Source organism: Enterobacter sp. 241F3 (genome assembly GCF_034106785.1).
Classification (GTDB): domain Bacteria; phylum Pseudomonadota; class Gammaproteobacteria; order Enterobacterales; family Enterobacteriaceae; genus Enterobacter; species Enterobacter vonholyi.
This window is the reverse complement of record NZ_JAWNDD010000003.1, coordinates 142145-161718: the sequence shown is the minus strand read 5'-3', so window position 1 is coordinate 161718 and position 19574 is coordinate 142145. Positions and strand designations below refer to the sequence as shown.

Sequence of the window (19574 nt, the reverse complement as noted above, 5' to 3'; positions counted from 1 at the left end):
CCATTATGTCACGGGTATCATGCCAGCACCGCCTTTCATCAATGGCCTGAAAAACCCCTATAACCGGGTCTTTTTATCCAGTTTAAGACCGCCCTACGCGCCTTGAGTGAGCGAAGAGAGGGCAAGTCATGACTGAACAAATAGAGAGCAGCTTTTATGATGCGTTTCATATCACAAAAGGAATTAAGCTCAGATTTAAAGAACGTTTACTCAAAAAAATATTCAGAAAGAAAATTAACATAGCAGTCGATTTTATCCACCAGGTATTGCAGGATTGATGCAGCTATGTAAATCCAATAATCCAGAGCAATTAAAAGTATATAAGCCATTACTACAGACAATCCAAAAATGGATTAATCTCTCTAACATTAGCTTTGTGACTCCCTTACCAGAAGAAATTTAAATGTTATAATTTAATGCGACATAATTTACCTTTCACCAGAAAGCAAAATGTATGCCAGATATTTCTTTTTAATTAAAGGGACATTTAAGATGGATTTCAAAAAGAATATTTTTGCGGGCTTAACCCTTGCAACACTGTCGATGAATGGTTTCGCCGCAGAAATGAATGCCGGCGCTATTCACTTCACGGGTGAAATTATCGAATCAAGCTGCACGATTGAGGGTGACAATGACACGGACAGTACAGTCCCATTGGGTACCTATCCTGTATCACTATTTACTGATATTGGGACGGAAACCTCACTCGTGCCGTTTTCCGTAACGCTTGCAAACTGCCCGTTAAAAAGCGATGGGCTGCCAGCTGTACAGTTGACCTTTAACGGCCCAACAACCCTGACCGGGGCCAAAACATTACTCGACGTCAGTACAATTACCACTAAGGGCGATACCGCGGCCACCGGCATCGGCGTTGCCGTCAGCCTGGCGGGTAAAGATGATAAACTCATTACGATGGACGGCGCTGAAGGGCAGGTCTACATCGAACTGGCGTCAAAATCCTCAGATACCATTAAGGCTGATTTTAATGCCCGCTATAAATCATTTGCAGCTGCGGTTACCGCCGGTCCAGCAGATGCTGATATGACAGTAAATATTCTTTACCGTTAACAGACGCATTACTAATATTCACAATATATATATTTAGCCGTCATGACATTTAAGGAGTCATGAACTGATAATAGTCCGAATCCGGATTCGGACTATTATCAATTCCTCTCAACCTCCTTTATTAAAGGTTTCACCATGCGCATATCACTCCAGGTCTTATTATGTATTCCTGTTATTGCGAGCACCGTTTGTAACGCATCTGGTGTTCAGATAGGCCGCACACGCATAATCTACGATGCCACAAAAAAGGAAGTTGCCCTGCCCTTACAAAATAATGATAAAGAGCTTCCATGGTTAATACAGTCATGGACAGATACGGGTGATGGCAAAACGCACGGACCGTTTATCGTGACACCACCGCTCTTTCGACTCGATCCGCAAAAAGAGCAAAGCCTGCGCATTAGCTGGAACGGAACAACCTTACCCGGGGATAAAGAGTCTCTGTTCTATATGAACGTGCGAACCGTTCCTGCCACGGCATCGGATGAGGATGACAAAAACGTCCTACGGTTAATTTATAAAACGCGTCTGAAACTGTTCTGGCGCCCTGCCGGACTCAGCGGTACCCCCTCTGAATCCTGCAAAAACCTGCGCTTTGCTCGTCATGGTCAGCAGCTCACTGTTATCAATGCGGGGACGTTCTACAGCGTCTTTGATTCACTTGCTTTGGGCACGCACAAAGTGGAGAAGGCCGACATGGTTGCCCCTAAATCCCGCGTTGAGATTCCTCTCCCTGCCAATGCACAGAGTACTAGCGTCACCTGGCGCTGTATAACCGATTACGGGAACGCTTCCGAAAAACACACCTCCACCCTGGCGCAGGATTAAAAGACGGCGATGATGACAGGACGTAATGATTTGTCATACGTGCGGCTCTTCAGAACGAATCCGCTTCTTCGCTGCCTTGGCGGTATTTTGCTCTTCGCAAGCGTCTCGACGCTGGCCCGTGAGTATCGTTTTTCTCCCTCATCGCTTGAAGGGAATATGCTGGCCCGGCAGGATATCGACCTTTCACTCTTTTCAAAGTCGAATGCTCAGCTACCCGGCACCTATTCTTCACGAGTGCAGGTGAACGAGCGCCGCCTGAGCAACACCAATATCGCTTACGTCAGCTCCTCGGAAGGGGCACTGATACCTCAGCTCACCCCGGATATGCTGCGGACATGGGGGATTGCTATTGACCGTTATCCCGCCTTGCTTACATTACCCGCCAATAAGGCTTTGCCTAAAGATATAGGCAACTATATCCCCCAGGCCTCTGCGCGGCTTGATTTTTCCACCATGACATTAGCGTTGAGTATTCCTCAGGCCGCGCTAAGTGGTACCGGTCGCGATTACATCGATCCCTCGCGCTGGGACGATGGTGTCCCTGTGTTGTTCAGTGACTACGCTTTTTCAGGATCAATAAATAAGGGCAGCGGCGACGGTAGCGCCACCAATCAGTATCTGAATTTGCGCACCGGCGCCAACCTGGGTGGCTGGAGAGCGCGCAACTATTCAACGTGGAGCAATTCAGATAATGAAAACCTGTGGGAAAACATCAATACCTTCCTGCAGCATGACGTTGACGCCCTCAAGGCGCAGTTCACAGCCGGAGAAAGCAACACGCGGGGCGATGTATTTGATAGCTTACAGTACCGAGGCGTCAACCTTGCGTCGGATGAAGAGATGCTTCCCTATAGCCAACGCGGCTATGCCCCTGTCATACGCGGCAACGCCAGTTCAAATGCGGAAGTCTCGGTGCGCCAGAATGGCTATCTCATCTATCAGCAAAATGTCGCGCCGGGAGCGTTCGAGATCAACGATCTCTACTCCACTACCAACAGCGGCGATCTGGACGTTACGGTGAAAGAGGCTGACGGCACCGAGCATCACTTTACGCAGCCCTATTCCAGTATCGCGGTTATGCTGCGGCCTGGGCGTATGAAGTACGAAATTACGGCAGGCCGTTATCGTGCTGAAAGCGGGAGCGACCAAAAGGAACCCGACTTCTTCCTGGGAAGTATGATTTACGGCTTAAATAATCTTCTCACCTGGTTTGGGGGGCTGACGCTCTCGAAAGACTATAACGCAGCCAATACAGGTACCGGTCTGGCACTCGGACCGCTGGGCTCACTGTCGGCTGACGTTACCATGGCCGACACCCGGCTAGACGATAAGAGCCAGCATGCCGGCCAGTCATGGCGTTTGCTTTATACCGGTAAACTGGATTCGACCGATACCAACTTCAGCCTCGGCAGCTACCGATACAGCAGCCGCGGATATTACAGCTTCGCTGACGCCAACCAAAAGCGTGAAGGCCACGAAGACGATCTGCTGTTTCGTTACAATAAACGCAACCGCATTCAGGGCAGCGTCAGCCAAAGCGTTGCTGGGGCGAGTCTGTATCTTAACGGTTATCAGCAGGATTATTGGGGCACATCTAAAAAAGAGCGCAGCCTGTCGGTTGGATTTAATACCGTCGTTGCCGGCACGAGTTATCACATGGCCTATACGTACAGCAAAACCAACGACGAAGAGCCTGACAGGATGGTCTCTTTGGGATTTAGCATTCCTCTCGCCAGATGGCTACCACGCGCCTGGAGTAGCTATAACATCAGCAATACTAAAAATGGCTATACGCGGCAAAACGTGGGCCTCAGCGGCACGCTGCTCGACGACGAGCGTTTGAGCTACTCGTTACAGCAGAGCCATTCCAACCACGACGGGGATGATATCAGCAGCGTCTATGGCAGCTACCACTCGCAATACGCGAACCTGACCGCAGGCTATTACACCTCCACCGATGACACTCAGCAGCTTAACTATGGCATTAGCGGCGGTATTGTTGCCCATCCACAGGGCGTCACGCTGACTCAACCTTTAGGCAGCCAGTTTGCTATCGTGAACGCCAACAACGCGCCCGACGTCCGTTTCCTGAACCAGCGTGGTATTAAGACCGACTGGCAGGGTAACGCAGTCATTCCATCGCTCACTCCGTATCAGGAGAACAATATTCGTATTGATACCTCGAGCCTGCCGGAAAATGTGGACAGCAGTGATACCGCCATCACCGTGATTCCCTCGCGCAACGCGGCGGTGCTGGCCAGATTTGACGCACACACAGGCTACAGGATGCTGGTCACCCTGAAGCGTCCAAACGGCCTCCCCGTTCCGTTCGGCGCTATCGCGACCAGTAGCGCCCCGGTGATGAGCGGCATCGTCGATGATACCGGCACCGTCTATCTGGCAGGCCTTGGAGAGACCGCACAGCTCACCGTGAAATGGGGCAACGGCACAGGGCAACAGTGCCGCGCCAGCATTACGCAACAGTCAACTAACCAAACCGAAAGCCCTAACGGTATTCGCTCGGTTAGCGAGCTTTGTCAGCAGGAATAAGGACATGAGAACTATATTCAAAAAACAGGCCGTCTGGGCTTCCCTGGCCACGGCATTGAGCCTAACCACAGCCAGCCCGTGCAGGGGTGCCGTGACTATACTTCATAACTGCTTCGGTGCACCGCAAACCTACACCACTTCGTTCGATCATGAGTTTTCGTCCAGCGAAAATATTGCCAATCATGACTATGATGTGCCAAATCATCTGGTCGGCAATGGCCCGGTGATAGTTGCCAACTGCGACTGTCCCGGAAATATGTTTTCTTCGAGCATGGTCTATGAAAAAACGTTTGCCGGGAGCCCTCTGAGTCCGGGTACAAACGGTTACGGCTATTTGACCGAAAAGATCGATGCCGATATCACCGCCTACGCTGACGCAATCAACTCTCCGGACGGCAATTCTTTGACCCCGTTAGCTATCAATGAATACCCGACGACCCGAGGTAATATGCGTAGCACTACCGAGAGTGCACTCGCCAAAACGGAAGGAGATGCCAACGTTTGCAGTAGTAGCACCCAGCCCAGCAATGCCGCTGCAATAAAACGTAATTTCCGCTGGAACGTCGTTGCTATCATGCTCCACATTAAAAAACCCATCCTGGGTCAGGAGGTGATCCCTCCGATGATTGTCGCGCAAAACTATGCCTGTCTTTATTTCGGCACGGGGGGAAGCTGCGATCCCGGGCTGGCAGACCAGGTTTCTGATATCTGGTTTAGCGGCACGCTTTCTGCGCCGCTAAGCTGCACCATCAACGCAGGCAGCACCATTGAGGTTGAGTTCGGCGGCATTGTCAGCAAGCAATTCGTCAGCAAGGGGCAACCGCCAAAACGATATGCCCTCAAAAACGTCGATATTGCCTATCATTGTGATGATAACGCAGTGGGAAACACGGATCGGATAAAACTTACGCTCACAGCAGATCAGGGCGTGGCGGATAGCAGTACGCCGTACATTGCAAAACTCCTGGAAAGGGACGATCTCGGGGTGCGTGTATATGATGAAAACAGTCAAAACGTCGCGCTGGATGGTACCTATGAGTTTCCGGTGACAATGGACGAGCAGGGAAACGGAGTGGTCAAAATTCAGGCCGCGCCGGTTGGCACGACTAATGTCCCCCCTGCCCCGGGCCATTTTGAAGGTAACGTGACAGTGAAGATGGATCTTCGCTAATCGAAATACCCTCAGGTTGACGCCGCAGCCTGAGGGTAATCAGAACAATCAGAAGCCGAGGCTGTCCAGCAGGTCGTCTACCTGATCCTGGCTTGCCACAACGCCTGCCTTGGTGGCGTCGAGCTGTGGGCCATTGAGCAGGCTTTCGTTCTCACGTTTTGGACGGGCTGCAGGTTCCGGAATGTTCTCCAGCAGAACCATCAGCAGCTGACGCTCAATCTCCTGGATAACATCCATCATGCGCTTGATGACCTGACCGGTCAGGTCCTGGAAATCCTGCGCCATCATGATGTCCAGCAGCTGGGCGTTGGTGAAGCTGGTGTGGCCCGGCACATCGCCCAGGTACTGACGAGTATCCGTCACCAGCTCGCGGGCATCAGCCAGCTCGATAGGATTTTCAAACCACTCGTCCCAGCGTTTGCTCAGGGCTTTCGCCCCCTTTTCCATCGCATCCTGGTGCGGCTGTGATGCTTCAACGCTGTTCAGCGCACGTTCCGCGGCCTGAGCGGTCATCTGCACGACATAGTCCAGACGATCGCGGGCATCAGGAATCGCTTCCGCCGCTTCGGCAATTGCCTGATCCAGACCCAGCTCGCGCAGGCTGTCACGCAGCATGCGCGTCAGGCTGCCGATGCGGACGATGATATCGCTCGGCGAGTGTTCTTCAACGGGTTTCATAGCAGGTTGCAACATTTCCATCACCTCACATGCCGAGTTTCTCGAAGATCTTACCGAGCTTCTCTTCCAGGGTTGCCGCGGTGAATGGCTTCACCACATAGCCGCTTGCGCCCGCCTGTGCAGCGGCAATGATGTTCTCTTTTTTCGCTTCCGCAGTGACCATCAGAACCGGCATAGACGCCATTCCCGCATCGGCACGAATGGTTTTCAGCAGTTCCAGACCGTCCATGTTTGGCATGTTCCAGTCGGAGATAACAAAACCAAACCCGCCAGCCTGCAGTTTGTTCAGCGCATCAACGCCATCTTCTGCTTCTTCAACGTTGTTGAAGCCCAGCTCTTTCAGCAGGTTGCGTACGATGCGACGCATGGTGGAAAAGTCATCCACAACCAAAAACTTAAGCTCTTTATCCGCCATAAAATAATACTCCTGAGTCAAATACGTATTGCCTGTCCGGCACTGATTTTCGCCAGCATCTGCTGGCTTACCTGGCTAAGATCGACCACTTCGCTCACGCCACCCATATTGATGGCCTCGCGCGGCATGCCGAACACCACACAACTTGCTTCATTCTGCGCAATCGTCCAGGCGCCAGCCTGGTGCATTGCAAGCATTCCGGCGGCACCGTCGTTGCCCATCCCCGTCAGGATCACCCCAACGGCGTTGCGCCCCGCATGTTTCGCCACCGAATGAAACAGCACATCCACCGACGGACGGTGCCGGTTGACCGGCGGTCCGTCATGAATTTTGATTTGATAGTTAGCGCCGCTGCGCGCCAGCTCCATATGCTTGTCGCCCGGCGCGATATAGGCATGCCCCGGGAGCACGCGCTCGCCGTCTTCCGCCTCTTTCACGCTAATCTGGCACAGCTTGTTCAGGCGTTCGGCGAACGAACGGGTAAATCCTGGCGGCATATGCTGAGTGATCAGAATACCCGGACTTGAAAGCGGCAATGGCTGGAGTACATGACGAATTGCCTCTGTTCCTCCGGTTGACGCCCCAATGACCAGCAGTTTTTCCGAGCTGAGTAATGGACCGGCCTTCAGGGTCGCCGGCGCGGCCATCGGCGTGTGGGCGGCAAGCTTCGCACGCGACGCGGTGCGGATCTTCTCGGCGATCATCTCGCTGTAGGCCAGCATCCCTTCGCGAATGCCGAGCTGCGGCTTGGTGACAAAATCCACCGCCCCCAGCTCCAGCGCGCGCAGGGTGATTTCCGATCCTTTCCCGGTCAGGGAGGAGACCATCACCACCGGCATAGGCCGCAGCCGCATTAATTTTTCGAGGAAATCGATGCCATCCATGCGCGGCATCTCGACATCCAGCGTTAGCACATCGGGGTTATATTTTTTAATTAAATCCCGCGCTACCAGCGGATCGGGCGCGGTTGCCACCATCTCCATGTCGCTGTGGCTATTGATAATTTCAGTCATGATCTGACGCATCAGCGCTGAATCATCGACAGACAACACCCTGATTTTACTCATGCTTTTTCCTTACTCAGCGCATATACCGTTTGCCCACGCAGGCTAAACTCACGCACGAGGTTGCTGAAGTTTTCCGAGTGCCCGGCAAACAGTAAACCGTCAGGCTTGAGCAACGGAACAAACCGACGCAGAATGTCCTGTTGCGTCGTTTTATCAAAATAGATCATGACGTTACGGCAAAAAATGGCGTCGAACGGCCCCGGCACGTTGTACTGCTTATCCAGCAGGTTAACGGGCGCGAATTCGACGCAGTTCGCCAGCTCCTGGCGTACGCGCACCAGGCCTTCATGCGGGCCCGTCCCGCGCATGAAATAACGCTGCAGCTGCTGCGGCGACAGCGTTTTCAGTTCATCCTGGCGATAAACGCCGTTACGCGCCTTCTCCAGCACTTCAGTATCGATATCGCTGGCGTAGACCTTCCAGCGTCCCGGCGCCATTCCCAGCGTATCGGCAAGGGTGATCGCCAGCGAGTACGGCTCTTCACCCGTCGAGGCGGCCGCACTCCAGACGCGATACTCCCCGGTGCGACGGCGCGCATGCTCGGCCAGAACCGGGAAGTGGTGAGCTTCACGGAAAAACGCCGTCAGGTTGGTGGTTAACGAGTTAATAAAAGCCTGCCACTCGGCGCTGTTCTGGTTCGCCTCGAGCATGCTCAGATAGCGGCCAAAATCATCCAGCCCCAGCGTACGCAAGCGCCGCACCAGACGGTTGTAGACCATGTCCCGCTTATGATCCGCAAGCACGATCCCCGCACGCTGGTAGATTAATTGACATATCCGACGAAAATGCGCGTCGGACAGCGCGAGGCGCTGTGTCATCTGCAACAATAATGACGTTTGCCCAGGGGGCATTGGTGATGTCATAGCGCCTTCTTAATTACATTCAGGATACAACTGGCACGGCCTGCGACCGCCCGACTTCTGTTACTGCTTCAACGTGCTCTTTCACATTAAATACCGCGACCAGTCCGGTCAGACGATCCGCCTGGCTGGCCAGCTGATCGGTTGCCGCTGCCGCTTCCTCAACTAACGAGGCGTTCTGTTGCGTCACCTGATCCATCTGGCTGACCGCCTGGGCTACCTGCTCAATGCCGCGACGCTGTTCATCCGACGCCGAGGCAATTTCGCCCATAATGTCGTTAACCCGCGTCACGGAGGTGACGATCTCGTGCATGGTTTTCGCCGCCGTATCCACAAGCGTTGAGCCCTGCTGAACGCGCGAGACCGACTCTTCGATCAGGACCTTGATTTCTTTCGCTGCGTTGGCGCTGCGGCTCGCCAGGTTACGCACCTCACCCGCCACCACCGCAAACCCGCGCCCCTGCTCCCCGGCACGCGCCGCTTCCACAGCGGCATTCAGCGCCAGAATGTTGGTCTGGAACGCGATGCCGTCAATCACGCTGATGATGTCACCAATTTTCTGCGAGCTGGTGGCAATCTCCTGCATGGTGCTGGCGACATGGGACGCCTGGTCACCGCCTTTCTTCGCCGTCATCGCCGCCTGTTTTGACAGGTCAGACGCCTGACGCGCGTTATCGGCGTTCTGGCTTACGGTCGCCGTCAGCTGCTCCATGCTGGCCGCCGTCTGCGCCAGCGAGGCCGCCTGCTGCTCGGTGCGGGACGACAGATCGTTGTTACCCGCCGCAATCTCTGAGATCCCGGTGTGCATGGCATGGCTACCCTGCCGCACGTCGCTCACCGTTTCCCGCAGCGATCCCTGCATCGCCTTCAGGCTGGCAAAGATCGCCGAAATTTCGTTTTTGCCGAACACCGCCACCGGACGCGCCAGGTCGCCTTTTGCAATACTGTCGAAGTGGCTGCTGACGATCGCCAGCGGCTGCACAATCATTCTGCGCGACCAGAGCAGCGCCCCGCCGGTCAGCAACCCTGCCAGAATCACCACCACGGCGAAGATGACGCCCGACATGTGATAGCTTTGACGGCTCTGGTCACCGGCACGCTGTACAGACTGGTTAATATCCTGCTGCCAGGCGTTGAAGCTGCCGTCAAACGCTGCCTGAGACGCCTGGACCGGTGCGGTCATAAAGTCCGACAGCTGGTTGTTCTCAAGCCACGTCGCCTGGTGGTCCAGATCGCTGTACCACTGCTCAAAGTTCGTCTTCATGGCGGCCTTCAGCGCTTTCTCTTTCTCGCTGTCGGCGGCCTGCGCCGTAAAGGCTTTAAACTGTGCGTCAGCCTGTTTCAGGCTGTCGCGCGCGGTGGCCATCAGCGCTTTAATGTCATCCGGCGGATAGCTCAGCGCGGTTAAGGTTCCCGCCTTGTTCAGCGCAGTGCTTGCCTGCAACAGCACGGCACGCGTTTGTGCCAGTGCGGAGCGCTGCTGATTACTCGCCTCAACTTCCTGCAAATTCTGATAGCCATCGCGAAACGCCCAAAAAGACAACCCGTTACTGCCAACCTGCAACACACCGCAAAGGATCAGAATCAAAAACAGTGTGGTCGAGATACGAATACGATTTAACATCCACGCTCCCATCAAGCGGCAAGCAGCCGCGGTTTAATTGTCAGTCAAAATGTTTCCCAGTTTTCATCTTGTCCGGTCGTCGCGGTACGCGTACGGAGTGCAGCCTGTTCAGCGGCTGGCGCGCGGTACGTCGCCTGCGGAGTGACCGTGTTTCCAGCGAGTGAAGCGAGACGAAACGCCGAGACGGCCATCTTCAGACGGCTCGCCTGGTCTTCCAGGGCAGCGGCCGCCGCAGCGGACTCCTGCACCAGCGCGGCGTTTTGCTGTGTCACGCGATCCATTTCCGATACCGCCAGGGCAACCTGGTCGATACCACGACTCTGCTCATCAGACGCAGAGGCGATTTCCCCCATGATGTCCGTCACGCGGGTAACGGCATTCACGATGTCATTCATGGTCTCCCCGGCGCTTTCCACCAGCACGGAGCCGGTATCCACGCGGGAGACAGAGTCTTCAATCAGCGACTTGATCTCTTTTGCCGCGTTGGCGCTGCGGCTGGCCAGGTTGCGCACTTCCCCGGCCACCACGGCAAAACCGCGTCCCTGTTCGCCCGCTCGCGCCGCTTCCACGGCGGCGTTCAGCGCCAGAATGTTGGTCTGGAAAGCAATGCCGTCGATAACGCTGATGATGTCGGCGATTTTCTTCGAGCTATCGGCGATTTCGTGCATGGTTTTCACCACGCCATCCACCACGCGTCCGCCGCGCTGCGCCGTCTCGGAGGCGCTTTCTGCCAGCTGAGACGCCTGGCGAGCGTTATCGGCGTTCTGCTTCACGGTCGCGGTGAGCTGCTCCATGCTGGCGGCCGTCTCTTCCAGGGCGGAAGCCTGCTGTTCGGTACGGGATGAGAGATCGTTATTCCCCATCGCAATTTCGCTGGTGCCGGTGTAGATAGCCTCCGACCCGTTACGCACGTTGGCGACGGTTTCGATTAACGAACGCTGCATATGGTCAACGCTGTTTGCCAGCTCGGTGATCTCATTGCGCCCGGAAACGGTCAGCGTTTTAGTCAGATCGCCTCCGGCAATTTCACGAATGTGGGCAATGACGCGCCCAAGAGGATTCAGCAGAATATGGCGAATGCCGTACCAGACCGCGACCAGCACGATGACCAGCGCCAGCGCCATTACGGCCATCTGCCATTTCGCAAAGCGGTAGTCATTCTGACTTGCCGTAAAGGCCGAGTGATAGAGATCGCCACTGGCCTTCGCGTATTCCCCCAGCGCCGCGCCGAGTGCGTTTTGCATCCCCTGCGTCGGCTGCGCGAAATAGGCGTCCATATTTCCGCTCTCCAGGAACTGAATGAGCTCTGTCAGACCGGTATGGTAGGCGTTGTATTTTTCATCGATATTCTGGCTCACCTGCTCCATAGCAGGCTGCGGGGCGATCTTTTTGAAGGCGTCGTAATGTTTCGCGGCGTCAGCGAGGGTGGCACGGGCATTTTTCAACAGATCGGTTTTCGCGCTGCTCTGCTGATTGTTAGGGTCCATCATCATGCGCGCGGACGAGCGGCTCAGGTTGATACGCGTTTGCAGCATCAGATCCCACGTCGACGTGAGTTCACTCTGCTGCAGGCGGAGATCGTTCGAGGCCGCGAAGCTGTCCTGGTTCTGTTTTAATGACGAGAAAAAAAGCCCGCCGGAGATGAGCTGAAGAAGTGCGAAAATGACCAGCACCATCATGAGCATTGTGACAACGCGGATACGGTTCAACATACAACACCTTCTCATAGATTTATTAACGGTGTTATCGGCACAGCCCACAGGAACTTTACATTTGCGAAAGGGAAAAGCGCGGGGTTAAAACGCCACGTCGACAATCAGCGTGTCGGTGTAGGTTCCGGCAGGAGGCGTGGCCTGACTGGTCAGGACTTTCGCGGTGTAGTTGTAGGTGCGCAGTAAACCGTCGGCACTTACCTGCGACGACGTCGCGCTGGACCAGCGCTCGCTGCCGCTGCCGCCCCAGCGGTTACCGGTGGCTTCCTTATAGATGTCGTAGCTCATGGCGTTACTGCCGCTCACCATGCGCCGCACGTTGTTCAGCGCGTTGGCACCGTTATTAATGCCGATGGTATACGTACTGCCTTTGGTACAGGTGACGGCAATCGCCTGCGAGACGGTAGGGAAACTTTGCACCAGCGGCGCGCTGTTGAAGTTCACATCTGGCGTGGTCATGGCGCTGCAGTCGTTGGTGACGGTCATATCTAACAGGATGGTGGTTGTCGCGGTACCCGTCTGATTGATTGAGCAAAGGCCGAGCGCGCCCACGGAGCAGACGCTGTAGTTAACGCTGAAGGATAACTGCACCTGATATGGCCCGGCAGTCACGTTTTGCCCGGCGACGGTGCGGAAATAAAGTGGAATGTTGTACTGCTTTGACCCCAGCAACCCCAGAAGGGTATTCCCGCTCCAGGTATATGATTTACTTATCTGTACCTCGCTGCTGCTCGCGCACCCCGATAGCCCGCACAGCCGGGTGGGGATCACGTCGGTGATGGCCGCATTATCCGTGCGTTTCATGGTGGCCCGACTGTTGCCCGAAACCGATGCCGCGGTGTAGGTCAGCGTTACCGAGTCGCTGGTCAGCAGATTCAACACGGCATCGCAGGCCACCACCAGCGTGCCGGTAGTTTGAACTTCCCCGGTTCCGCTGAGCGAGAACGAAGTGACGCTGCCAAACGACGCATTAACCGTACTGACGGTACACGCCGCCCAGCCGCCGCCGGAGAAAAGCAGCAGGATCAACAGCAGCAGGCGCGTCATGGCTCCTCCCGACAAATCAGCGGCCCGTAGGTTTTTAGCTTGTGCTCCGGATTGGCCCCCACGGCTAGGGTGGCCTTGCAGCGTTTTCCGTCAGGTGCGATCACCTCGAGCGGGTTCACATCGCTGAGATTTTCCAGCCATGCGATGCCGTCATACCCCACCACCGCATTGCTGCGCGAGACGCGTCGGACCAGGCTTCCCACCGGCAGCGCCTGGCCGCGCGCATCATGCAAAATGACGCTTGCCACCCGCTCCTGCTCCATCGGGAAATCGACCAGATAGCCGCTGTGGCGGCGGATCGCTATCCGCCGTTCGGTCTCTTTCAGACGGGTATCCGCCGGCAGATTCAGGGTATCAATCCGGTAGCTTGCCGGATAATACGCCGACACCCCGCTGATCAGCAGGTAGCCATTATTATTGGTTTTACCGACGGGCTGGTTCTCATAGCTGACGGGCACATCCGGGTGGCCGTCGGTACTGATAACCACAAATGCATCGTTGATCTTATTCGCTGCAAACAGCTCGCCGTCCATCAGCACAATTGCGCCCATCGCCTCGCCCCACCAGGTCATGGCGTCCCTTTCGCCATAGCCGCCGCCCTGCAGCTCTATGTTGTTATTGCGCCAGCCCAGCGTAGCCTGTTGATAATCGCTGGATCTTGACTGGTTGGCCCAGGCCATGTTCCAGCTGAAACCGCCGTCAGAAGGCATAGAGTGGTTGTAGTTAATGCGCTGGGTACTGCCGGCATCCGGGGTATTTTCAACGGTAACGGCAGCGCTGTCGCGTGCCCCCAGCGGCACCTGCAGCGACAGCGCGACCGTCCAGTCTCCCCGCTGCTGGTCCCGGCTGCCGGCCAGGTAAATGCTGCTCGCCCCCCACAGGTTGCGGCTCCAGGAGAGATTGAGCAGCTCGGTTTTTTGACTGTCAAAACTCTCCACCCCAATCCAGGCCGCGCCGATATTGCCGTACCGTCCCAGATTGAAGGTCAGCGAATACTGATCCGTATTACGGCTAAAGCTGGCGATGGGCTTATCGTTTTCGTCATACACCGTCGGCTGGTCGTAGAGGGCAAGATTGCCAAAGCCGCGGTCGCGACGCGTGTGTTGAGTGGCGACGCTAAATTCGCTGGTACTGTACTGGTAACCCCAGTTGATTTGCCCGCCCGCATCCCCGCGCATGCGGCTCTGCGAGTAAGAGGTATTTACCACGCCAAACTGGCCGAGTTTTATTACCGTCCCCGCGCCACCCAGCGCCAGCTCCTGCGCCCCTTCTGCATGCCCTTCCAGCGTTAGCCAGTCCGTCACCCCGTAGCGATACGATCCGCTGCCTGCCGCCGAGCCGTAGTCAAAATTCTTGATACCGTAATTACGCCGCAGGCTGCCGAGCGTCACGGCGCCGTCGCTCAGCCCTTGTTTAAGCAAGTCGCTGGTGACGTAAAACGGGAGCGTGGTGCTGACCTGGCGTCCCAGCGCATCCGTTGTGACCAGAACCGCATCCCCGGCGCCGTTGATATAGGGTAAATTAGTCAGGGTGAAGGGGCCGGGCTGAAGCTGGGTCGAACCGGAGCGATAGCCGTTGATAAAAAGATCGACCGAGGTGGGTACCGCGGCTTCCCCTGCGAACTCGGGCAGCGGCCACGTCACCAGGTCAGGTCGCAGGGAGAAATCCCGCCCTACGCTTACGCCCCCCATCCGCACGCTGGAGCTCCAGCTCAGGGCATCGCTGATCACGTCCCCGACGCTCCAGCTCATCGCGTCATCTTCGTGAGTGAACAGCAGGGTCGTATCATAGCGGACATACCCTTCCTGCTGGCCGTCATTACCGGTGAAATTTTCCCGCGCGTAACCGGTGGAGGAAAACGAGCCGTTCTCGTTGAAGTAGCGGAACTCATGCCAGAGCGACGCCTGACCGCCGATATGTTCCGTGTGGTTAGTGTAGAGATCGTAATTCAGCAGCGCACCGCGGCCAAAGTGCGGTTTGGCCTGCGCCGTTTGCCCGCTAAAAGACGTCACGCGGGCCGTCACCCAGTCACGGGGCACGGTCAGCAGCAGGCGCTGCGCGGCGCTGTCATACTCGACCCGAACCTGAGCAAGCGAGGAGAGATTCACCTCTCCGGTGGGAACATGCGCCGGGGGCAGCCCCGCGCGCAGCAAATCGGCGCTTGATATAAAGAAAGCGCCTTTACGCTGCGTCACGGGCACGACCAGACCGGTATCGTAGTGGTTCAGCACGAGGGCAAGCTGGAAAACCGCTTCATCATTTATCGTCTGCGCCTGGGGAGGCGGCGGCAAACTGTCGTCGCCGGGCTCGGCCAGGGTCGCGGAACTGACGCAAAGCAGTATCATCATCGCCGGCTTCAGTTGACGGGCGTCGACTGCCATTGTGCGTCCCTGGCATTAATCTGTGCGCTCATCCGCTCTGGCTGACGAACGCCAGCGGGTATGGGCCAGCTGCGGGTGCTGCCCGGGAGGACGTAACCCAGTAGTCCTTCCGCTACCGTGCGTTTCTGCCCTCCCTGCTCCAGCGCCACCTGGCTCAGCCTGACATGGACATCCCCCCGATTTCTGACCTCCAGCACTGGCTGCCCCTCCGCGCGCGTCACACGCCAGCTCAGGTTTTGGGTTTCCGCCAGCGCGTGATGCGCGCCCTCTTTGATGGTTCGGATCCCCTGTCCATACACGAACAGAGGGATGGAGTAACGCATCTGCAATTTGAGGCCGATGGCGGGTTCGGCTTTTGCATCAGGCTGGGGGATTTCATCCACGATAATGCGGTAAGCCTGTTCGACGCCCGCGGGAACCGCAGCCTGTTTGATAAGGCGAATAAGCTGCTTGCTGCCTGTGCCAATCGTGACGATGGGCGGGCTGGCGACCACGTCCTGCTGCGAGGTATATCGCTCGTGTCCGTCCTCCTGCTTCCAGCGCACGATGCGGACCTGCATCGTCGTGGCGCTGTTCCCCTGGTTCTGGATCCACAGTTCAGTGGCGTTGGCGTCCGCTGCAAGCCACGGGTCGATAGGCCAGAGCAGAATGGTGGCTGCCGCCTGCGCCTGGCCGGCAACCGCCATTCCCAACGCACCCGCCAGACAAACGGGTCTGAAAAATGGCTTCATCAACACTCTCCCTTTATTACCATGACAAGGTCACGGTGAGCTGATCGGAATAGGTTCCCGCCGGGCTAAACCCGGTCAGTAGCGCCACGCCAAAAAGCGGTAGCGCGATGTTATTGCTGTTGGTATAGGTCACCGGTATCGCCTGGTTGACGCCAATTTCACTGTTTGCGGCCAGCGAGCTGCTGCTGTAGAGCCGGTATGGCACCAGCTCTGTTCCACCGGACCGCTTCATGCGGCGAACGGATGAATAATTCTGGCCGCCATTAATGCTCATGCTCAGCGACACGCCCGGCGTACAGGCGATAGACAACGCCCCGTTTGGCACAAAGCTGGTGCTGACCGGCGCGCTCTCGACGCCGTTATGGCTGCCAAAATCCAGCGTACCGAGAAGCCCTCCGCTACCGGTGGCCACCGCGCACCCTGGAACAATCGTCGCGCTGACCTTAAAGGACTGGGATGTCACCGCATCCGCTGCGGGCATCATAAGCAATCCGGCGATCAGCGCGAAAAAAGGCTGCACGATTCCCTCTGCGCGATTGCGCAGACCAGTAAGAGTTGCCCTCATGGCGGTGCAGGACTAATAGGTGACGCTGACGTTTATCGTGTCGGTGTAGGTGCCCGGGACGACCGTCACGCTGTTACCGCCGCCGGTAATCCGTCCGTAGAGGGTGTAACTGTCCACCCCTCCGGCCGTTGAGGCGATCGGCAGCGCGGCGTTATTGGCAATCACGCTGTTAAACCCGCTGTCGCTATACAGGCTGTATGCCACACCCTGAGCCGCGTTGGCGGTGTTAACCAGATAGCGCGCAGGTGTTCCCGGGGTGCCGACAACGGTGCCGGGGGCGGTAGAGTTGGTGTTGCCGGTGATCGCCACCGTATAGCTGGCGGTTGTACATTGAATGGTGAAGGTGTTTCCGCCGCTGGCGCCGGTTAGCTGCGTGGTCAGAGTGGAAAACGTTGCGGGATGGGTGCCGAAATCCAGTGTCCCGAAGTTAATGCCGTTTTGCGTGGGCGATCCGTTTATCAGACAACCATTCGTGAGCGTCAGCGTCGCCCCGATGGTGCCGCTGCTGGTGACGGCCAGCGCCTGATGGACCGTTGCCGCAGTCAGTAAGGTGCCTGCGCAGATCAAAAGGAGTTTTCTTTTCATTTACCACCCTCCAGAAGACGTCTCCGTTCCCTTGCCACGTTTTATTTTTGTCGTTCAAGATGTTAGCCCCGCTTAATGTTCCTCTGAGGGGGGTTATTGAGAATTTAGTTTACGGATATCGCTTCGACCACCTGCCATACAACGCATAAGCCATATGTCTTATTGACTAATTTTCCCTATAAATAACAGAGAGTTAAATTAAAATAAGCAGCAATTTTATTATATCTGAAGAGAATATATCCATTAAAGTGTGACGGCGATCACAATATATCGTCTGCACATTAACAACAAAATTAATAAAACTTAAAAAGGAGTTGTATCCCCCTACACTTTGCGTCAATTTATGTGCCGAATAATTTCCTGCGTCGTAATAAAAAATTTATATGTATCGACGCGGGCTACATCTGAAGCGCATAGAGGGTCTTTTTTCGTGGCAAGTGCAAACAAACTCACACTCTTCATCGTGATATTCATGCTGGCGGGTATTCTTTCAGGGGCAGCAATTCATGAGTATGCATCTGCGGATGCCATCAAAGCCTGGTCGGATAATATTACCCTTCTGACCGATATTTTCCTCCGTCTGATCAAAATGGTCATTGCACCGTTGGTCTTTAGTACGCTCACCGTTGGCATTATGAAGCTGGGCGAAACTTCCACCATTGGCCGCGTCGGCGGTAAAGCGATGGTGTGGTTTATCAGCTCATCCGTGCTCTCTATTCTGGTCGGACTGTTTATCGTCACGCTGGAGCATCCGGGGAGCGGTCTGAACCTGACGATCCCAACCGAGGCGGTAGATACCGGTCTGGCCGTTGGAGGCATGACGCTGAAAGCGTTCCTGTCTCACACCATTCCAACCAGTATCGCAGGGGCGATGTCAAACAATGAGATCCTGCAGATTGTGGTGTTCTCGATGTTCTTCGGCATTGGCGGCGCGTCGCTGGGACAGAAATTCAACGCCCCGCTGGTAGCCGCGCTGGATGTGGTTTCCCATATCATGCTGAAGGTCACGGGTTACGTGATGTACGTTGCGCCGCTGGCCATTTTTGCGGCGATTTCCTCCGTCATTGCCACGCAGGGTCTGGGCATTCTGCTGAACTACGCCTCGTTTATTGGTGGCTACTATGTTGCCATTCTTCTTACCTGCATGGTGCTGCTGGCCGTGGGTTACATGGTGCTGAAAAAAGAGGTGTTTCGCCTGGTCAGCATGCTGAAAGACCCTGTTCTGGTGGCGTTTACCACCAGCAGCTCTGAAGCCGCCTATCCTAAAACGCTGGAACAGCTGGAGCGCTTTGGCTGCTCGCGCAACATCGCCTCTTTCGTTCTGCCGATTGGCTACTCCTTCAACCTGGTGGGTTCGATGGTGTACTGCTCATTCGCCTCGATGTTTATCGCGCAGGCATACAACATTCACCTGAGCTTCTCTGAAGTGACGGTGCTGATGCTGACTCTGATGCTGGCGTCGAAAGGGATTGCAGGCGTACCGCGTTCTTCCCTGGTGGTGCTGGCAGCAACCATTCCGAGCTTTAATATTCCGGTGGCGGGTATTCTGCTCCTCATGGGGATCGACCACTTCCTGGATATGGGCCGTTCCGCAATTAACGTTCTGGGGAATGGTATTGCGACCGCGATGCTGTCGCAGAATGAAGGTGCGCGGGAAGCGGACGCTGAAGCTGAACTGGTAAAGCAGGAAGCGTAAGGTGAAAAAAAGGGTGAGGCCTGATGCCCTCACCCACAGGATGAGGGAGCAAATACAAAAAACGGCAACCTCGGTTGCCGTTTTGCATTTACTTACGCGACGTGACTCGCGGCGATGTCCAGCAGCGCCATCTCATCGCTGTTCAGCAGCTTCTCAATGTTCACCAGAATCAGCATACGCTCGCCGAGCGCGCCCAGTCCGGTCAGATATTCGGTCGACAGCGTGACCGCAAACTCCGGTGCAGGACGAATTTGGTCAGAGGTCAGGGAAAGCACATCAGAGACGCCATCCACCACGATACCTACCACGCGCTGCCCCAGATTCAGAACGATCACCACGGTGTTGTCGTCGTAGTCAACGTCGCCCTGGCTGAACTTCACGCGCAGGTCCACGATTGGCACAATGACGCCACGCAGGTTAGTGACACCTTTAATAAACGCAGGCGTGTTAGCGATGCGGGTAACCTGGTCGTAACCACGGATTTCCTGCACTTTCAGGATATCGATGCCGTACTCCTCATCGCCTAAAGTGAATACCAGGAATTCCTGCCCTGATGGCTCGCCCGCCAGTTTCGTTACATTACTCATACCGGTCAT

Annotated in this window: 17 protein-coding genes; 5 read left to right on the top strand and 12 right to left on the bottom strand. The window is 55.7% G+C overall.

What is annotated here, in order from left to right; genetic code table 11:
- Positions 1–450: 450 nt before the first annotated feature.
- The 4 genes from UR504_RS11210 to UR504_RS11195 all read left to right on the top strand — a co-directional run bounded on the left by UR504_RS11210 (position 451) and on the right by UR504_RS11195 (position 5617).
- Positions 451–1068 (top strand): fimbrial protein, encoded by a 618-nt coding sequence (locus UR504_RS11210; RefSeq protein ID WP_320739696.1) that lies wholly within the window; start codon positions 451–453, stop codon positions 1066–1068.
- Between the two features lie 135 nt (positions 1069–1203).
- Positions 1204–1896, top strand: a complete 693-nt coding sequence (locus tag UR504_RS11205; protein WP_271369343.1) for a molecular chaperone — start codon at positions 1204–1206, stop codon at positions 1894–1896.
- A gap of 9 nt (positions 1897–1905) precedes the next feature.
- Entirely contained in the window at positions 1906–4446 is a 2541-nt protein-coding gene (locus UR504_RS11200) for a fimbria/pilus outer membrane usher protein (RefSeq protein ID WP_302235238.1), read from the top strand.
- Between the two features lie 4 nt (positions 4447–4450).
- Positions 4451–5617, top strand: a complete 1167-nt coding sequence (locus UR504_RS11195; RefSeq protein ID WP_302235237.1) for a fimbrial protein — start codon at positions 4451–4453, stop codon at positions 5615–5617.
- A 48-nt stretch (positions 5618–5665) separates the two neighbouring features.
- Here the strand turns inward: UR504_RS11195 and cheZ are convergent, their stop codons facing one another.
- The 11 genes from cheZ to UR504_RS11140 form a co-directional block, all read right to left on the bottom strand.
- Entirely contained in the window at positions 5666–6310 is a 645-nt protein-coding gene (gene cheZ / locus UR504_RS11190; protein ID WP_111964828.1) for a protein phosphatase CheZ, read from the bottom strand.
- A gap of 10 nt (positions 6311–6320) precedes the next feature.
- Positions 6321–6710, bottom strand: coding sequence for a chemotaxis response regulator CheY (gene cheY / locus UR504_RS11185; RefSeq protein ID WP_008500431.1), 390 nt, complete (start codon positions 6708–6710; stop codon positions 6321–6323).
- A gap of 17 nt (positions 6711–6727) precedes the next feature.
- A complete protein-coding gene (locus tag UR504_RS11180) occupies positions 6728–7777 on the bottom strand; it encodes a protein-glutamate methylesterase/protein-glutamine glutaminase (protein WP_008500430.1) in 1050 nt (349 codons plus the stop codon).
- The gene (cheR, locus tag UR504_RS11175; RefSeq protein WP_008500429.1) at positions 7774–8640 is read right to left on the bottom strand and encodes a protein-glutamate O-methyltransferase CheR; all 867 of its coding nucleotides are present in this window, start codon (positions 8638–8640) and stop codon (positions 7774–7776) included. Before cheR ends, UR504_RS11180 begins: the two co-directional genes overlap by 4 nt.
- 19 nt (positions 8641–8659) lie before the next feature.
- Entirely contained in the window at positions 8660–10261 is a 1602-nt protein-coding gene (tap, locus tag UR504_RS11170) for a methyl-accepting chemotaxis protein IV (RefSeq protein WP_271369354.1), read from the bottom strand.
- Positions 10262–10305: 44 nt separating this feature from the next.
- Positions 10306–11973: a methyl-accepting chemotaxis protein II gene (gene tar, locus UR504_RS11165; protein ID WP_115875701.1), complete on the bottom strand. Its 1668-nt coding sequence runs from the start codon at positions 11971–11973 to the stop codon at positions 10306–10308.
- An 84-nt stretch (positions 11974–12057) separates the two neighbouring features.
- On the bottom strand, positions 12058–13020 hold the full coding sequence (locus UR504_RS11160) for a spore coat protein U domain-containing protein (RefSeq protein WP_274240243.1): 963 nt from the start codon (positions 13018–13020) through the stop codon (positions 12058–12060).
- The gene (locus UR504_RS11155; protein WP_302235234.1) at positions 13017–15401 is read right to left on the bottom strand and encodes a fimbria/pilus outer membrane usher protein; all 2385 of its coding nucleotides are present in this window, start codon (positions 15399–15401) and stop codon (positions 13017–13019) included. The genes UR504_RS11160 and UR504_RS11155 overlap by 4 nt, the downstream gene beginning before the upstream one ends.
- Positions 15377–16132: a molecular chaperone gene (locus UR504_RS11150; RefSeq protein ID WP_302235233.1), complete on the bottom strand. Its 756-nt coding sequence runs from the start codon at positions 16130–16132 to the stop codon at positions 15377–15379. The genes UR504_RS11155 and UR504_RS11150 overlap by 25 nt, the downstream gene beginning before the upstream one ends.
- Positions 16133–16148: 16 nt before the next feature.
- Positions 16149–16697, bottom strand: coding sequence for a spore coat U domain-containing protein (locus tag UR504_RS11145; RefSeq protein WP_127731480.1), 549 nt, complete (start codon positions 16695–16697; stop codon positions 16149–16151).
- Between the two features lie 12 nt (positions 16698–16709).
- Entirely contained in the window at positions 16710–17282 is a 573-nt protein-coding gene (locus tag UR504_RS11140; protein WP_115875706.1) for a spore coat U domain-containing protein, read from the bottom strand.
- Between the two features lie 430 nt (positions 17283–17712).
- On the opposite strand from UR504_RS11140, the gene UR504_RS11135 reads away from it, so the two are divergent.
- Positions 17713–18978 carry a dicarboxylate/amino acid:cation symporter gene (locus UR504_RS11135; protein WP_111964836.1) on the top strand — a complete coding sequence of 422 codons (1266 nt, stop codon included), beginning with the start codon at positions 17713–17715 and terminating at the stop codon, positions 18976–18978.
- A 92-nt stretch (positions 18979–19070) separates the two neighbouring features.
- Here UR504_RS11135 and cheW read toward each other — a convergent pair whose 3' ends face one another.
- On the bottom strand, positions 19071–19574 hold the full coding sequence (gene cheW / locus UR504_RS11130; protein WP_023312262.1) for a chemotaxis protein CheW: 504 nt from the start codon (positions 19572–19574) through the stop codon (positions 19071–19073).

Coding starts and splice junctions, on each gene's coding strand:
- UR504_RS11195 (WP_302235237.1), top strand. CDS start 4,451: ATGAGAACTATATTCAAAAAACAGGCCGTCTGGGCTTCCCTGGCCACG.
- UR504_RS11145 (WP_127731480.1), bottom strand. CDS start 16,697: ATGAGGGCAACTCTTACTGGTCTGCGCAATCGCGCAGAGGGAATCGTG.
- UR504_RS11210 (WP_320739696.1), top strand. CDS start 451: ATGTATGCCAGATATTTCTTTTTAATTAAAGGGACATTTAAGATGGAT.
- UR504_RS11180 (WP_008500430.1), bottom strand. CDS start 7,777: ATGAGTAAAATCAGGGTGTTGTCTGTCGATGATTCAGCGCTGATGCGT.
- cheR (WP_008500429.1), bottom strand. CDS start 8,640: ATGACATCACCAATGCCCCCTGGGCAAACGTCATTATTGTTGCAGATG.
- UR504_RS11200 (WP_302235238.1), top strand. CDS start 1,906: ATGATGACAGGACGTAATGATTTGTCATACGTGCGGCTCTTCAGAACG.
- UR504_RS11160 (WP_274240243.1), bottom strand. CDS start 13,020: ATGACGCGCCTGCTGCTGTTGATCCTGCTGCTTTTCTCCGGCGGCGGC.
- UR504_RS11155 (WP_302235234.1), bottom strand. CDS start 15,401: ATGGCAGTCGACGCCCGTCAACTGAAGCCGGCGATGATGATACTGCTT.
- UR504_RS11150 (WP_302235233.1), bottom strand. CDS start 16,132: ATGAAGCCATTTTTCAGACCCGTTTGTCTGGCGGGTGCGTTGGGAATG.
- cheW (WP_023312262.1), bottom strand. CDS start 19,574: ATGACCGGTATGAGTAATGTAACGAAACTGGCGGGCGAGCCATCAGGG.
- cheZ (WP_111964828.1), bottom strand. CDS start 6,310: ATGTTGCAACCTGCTATGAAACCCGTTGAAGAACACTCGCCGAGCGAT.
- UR504_RS11140 (WP_115875706.1), bottom strand. CDS start 17,282: ATGAAAAGAAAACTCCTTTTGATCTGCGCAGGCACCTTACTGACTGCG.
- cheY (WP_008500431.1), bottom strand. CDS start 6,710: ATGGCGGATAAAGAGCTTAAGTTTTTGGTTGTGGATGACTTTTCCACC.
- tap (WP_271369354.1), bottom strand. CDS start 10,261: ATGTTAAATCGTATTCGTATCTCGACCACACTGTTTTTGATTCTGATC.
- tar (WP_115875701.1), bottom strand. CDS start 11,973: ATGTTGAACCGTATCCGCGTTGTCACAATGCTCATGATGGTGCTGGTC.
- UR504_RS11205 (WP_271369343.1), top strand. CDS start 1,204: ATGCGCATATCACTCCAGGTCTTATTATGTATTCCTGTTATTGCGAGC.